Genomic DNA, 2743 nt, shown 5'->3' with positions numbered 1-2743 from the left:
TGACGCCGGCCGAGTACGCTGCAGCCTGCCGCTGCACCCACACCCCAGTGGCCTGCAGCATCAACTGAGAACGAATCAAACCAACCCGACTCAAGAACCGGATGGACTCAGTAACGGGGACTCGCCAGGTCAATAAGTCTTCTGGACGCAGTGCAATTAGCCTTGGAATCGATAATGAGGACGGAGGCCCGATAGAGATTCTCGCGACTTGGGGAGTCCTGAAGGGCTTGGCCAGTTACGCTGACCTACTGCCGCAGGTATTTGCTTGGGCGGACCTTCATGTACATGCTGAAACCTATGATGACGCTGAGTACGACGAGTACCTAAGCAACTGCACGTATGTGGACCGCGAAGGGGATCGCATCGTGATGGAGGATCTCGATTCATGGAGGTCCGGCCGATCGAACGAGGTGTTGAGGCCGTATGCCCGCGAGGCCGACGAAGTCGACCACTGGAGGCTCGAACTTGTACTCAATGACTTGGGCAAGGCATTTCTCAAAGTTGACGATTTTGCAGCGCACGGCACACCCTTGCTGACGTGATTCCCACTCAATATTGGGAATTCGCCAATACGACGCGATCCAGGTTAGAAGGTGGATTCTGTCAGCCTTCTGAGAACACTGCGCTATACAAGATGTCGCCGAGGGCACAAGCAGTGCACTGCGGCTCAACGGAATTGCTCTCGGCGGATTGCCGCTGCGCCGGGCATTTCGGGTCGTAGCGTAGTGCTTTAGACGAGGACGTCGCTGATCGGTCCCCCGGCGGTGCCGGGTTCCAGAACGATGACCGGTGTGTAGGTCGGCCCGTCGGCGCCCTCTCTGTCCCATTCGTAAATGACGGTGCGCAACGTGTTGAGGTAGCGGCCGGTGAGCGCAGCCATGGTGTACGGGCCGTGGAAGGCCAGGTGCACCTCGGCGCGGCCGCTGCTCGCCGCGAGCCCCTTGATAGCGCGCGCGACGGATGCGCTCAGACGGCCGCCTTCGCGTGCGTGGATTCTGCTGTTCGGCTGGGTCGCCACGATGGCGGCGGCGGTGAACCCGTCGGTTGACTCGCGGATGAGCCGCGCGAAAGCGGTGCGGTCGGCCTCGGGAGTCAGACTGACAAACACCGTGATTCGCTCACACCCAGCCGTGGATGACCTCTCCGGGTCGATGGGTTCGATGTGGACGTCGTTGTTGGAGAGTCTGTCGCCGGCCAAGGAGGTCCACACCTGGTCCTGGAGGTCGAGGACCTCAAGGACCCCCAATCTCGTCTCAGGCAGTGCGGCGCCCAGGGCTAGGGCTACCGATAGGTGTGCGCCGCCGGCGATTCGTACGGTTCTGGCGCCAGTGGCGTATACCGCGTCGCTGATTAGCGGCAGTGTGGTCTGAAGGAGCCGGAGCCCGCGTGGAGAGGGAAGGCGCCCGCTGGTGGCGGCGCTGAGGCGGATGTGCAAGTCGTCCTCGCCGGCATCGATAGCGGACGGTGTTGGCCTGCTTTGCACGCGAATCGTGAAAGGCCGTTGTTGTTGGCGGAGCATGGATATCCGTTGTTCGACGCGGTGCATCAGGAGGTCGCGCGCGATCTCGACCTCGCCAGCGGGGTCGAGTATGTTGGTTTGCTTCTTGTCGGCCAGGGTGCGGGCGGGCGCCGTTTGCAGTAGCCGGTCGGGGGCCTCGAAGTCGCACCTCGAATTGTCGGGCTGTCGGGCAACGTGATTGGCAATGCAAAGGCTGAACCCTGGATCTGCGTCGAGTTGCAGCAGGCGCGGTAGTTCGCGTTCGCGGACGATCTCGCTATGCACGGTGTCTGGAGTCACGACAAGCACCGCTGCCGACAGGCCTTGGGTGAGGGCCTGCTCTAGCCGATCGGATGTGGTGCCCGCGCGTAGGTCGCTGCGGTCGCGCCACACGACCAACCCCGCCGCCCTGAGTAGGCCCTCAAGCGATTCAGCGGCTGCAGATCCGTCGGACTGCCGGTAAGAAACAAACACTGGTCCGTCACCGCGGACCACGCCGTTTGGGGACCCAGGGCGGCCCAGCCGCCGTCGTCCTCTACTAGAGGCCCACCGCATCGTCTCCGAGATCAAGGCCGAAGCAGCTTCGGAGCAGCCCAATCCGAGCCGCCTGAGCAGCTCGTCATGTCGGCGATTACCGCCGGGGCAGCGGCATTGGGGCAGGCTGCCGCAACCGACCTCGTTCACCCGGGAAGCCAAGCACCGCAGACATTTTGAATGTATTGGGGAGTCTATTGTCAACAATGCGACGCACACTCATTCAGACTCCACATCCTCTATCTGCTCATCGAGTCGTCGCACGGCATGTCCGGCGTAGGTCTCGGCCACCTGGATCATCTCCTCGACAACTTCCAGAAGCGGTATGAGCACGGACCCGTCCACTGTGAACACGACCTGCTCATAGCGACCCTGGAGGCGATAGTCGCGAAGTCGGCGCAATGCGTCGGCGTGCTCGGGGGGAGCGTTTTCCAGCTCGGTCCAAGAGTCGATCCACTCCTGCCGTTGCACATGGCTTTTCGTCCGTTGTTGCTGGAGAAGCATTTGAGCTTGGATGGAGAGTTCGGCTGCGGAGAACGCCACATCGCATGCGACCGCGGGTCGGGTCTCGAGGCAGTCCGCGGGAGCAATGATCAGAACTTGTGGATGACCCTCGGTGTGGGGGCGTGAAAGTGGGCGCACCTTCCCGAGGATGATCTGAAGTCCAAGGTTCTCTGATCAAGACCGGCGTTGGCGCGCTGGTTGGGAAGG

Annotated in this window: 3 protein-coding genes; 1 reads left to right on the top strand and 2 read right to left on the bottom strand. The window is 61.9% G+C overall.

All coding sequences use genetic code 11. From position 1 onward, the window contains the following. Positions 1-101 precede the first annotated feature (101 nt). The gene (locus CSR00_RS29670; RefSeq protein ID WP_176562338.1) at positions 102-542 is read left to right on the top strand and encodes a hypothetical protein; all 441 of its coding nucleotides are present in this window, start codon (positions 102-104) and stop codon (positions 540-542) included. Positions 543-730: 188 nt separating this feature from the next. Here CSR00_RS29670 and CSR00_RS29665 read toward each other — a convergent pair whose 3' ends face one another. Then, positions 731-2053 carry an SAVED domain-containing protein gene (locus tag CSR00_RS29665; RefSeq protein ID WP_099025922.1) on the bottom strand — a complete coding sequence of 441 codons (1323 nt, stop codon included), beginning with the start codon at positions 2051-2053 and terminating at the stop codon, positions 731-733. Positions 2054-2251: 198 nt separating this feature from the next. After that, on the bottom strand, positions 2252-2575 hold the full coding sequence (locus CSR00_RS29660) for a HEPN domain-containing protein (RefSeq protein WP_099025920.1): 324 nt from the start codon (positions 2573-2575) through the stop codon (positions 2252-2254). Positions 2576-2743: the final 168 nt, after the last annotated feature.

Origin of the sequence: Mycolicibacterium palauense (genome assembly GCF_002592005.1) — a bacterium.
GTDB classification, from domain to species: domain Bacteria; phylum Actinomycetota; class Actinomycetes; order Mycobacteriales; family Mycobacteriaceae; genus Mycobacterium; species Mycobacterium palauense.
This window is presented reverse-complemented; position numbering and strand designations above follow the sequence as displayed.

Excerpts from the sequence above, each read along its gene's own strand:
- CSR00_RS29665 (WP_099025922.1), bottom strand. The coding sequence starts at position 2,053 with ATGCGGTGGGCCTCTAGTAGAGGACGACGGCGGCTGGGCCGCCCTGGG.
- CSR00_RS29670 (WP_176562338.1), top strand. The coding sequence starts at position 102 with ATGGACTCAGTAACGGGGACTCGCCAGGTCAATAAGTCTTCTGGACGC.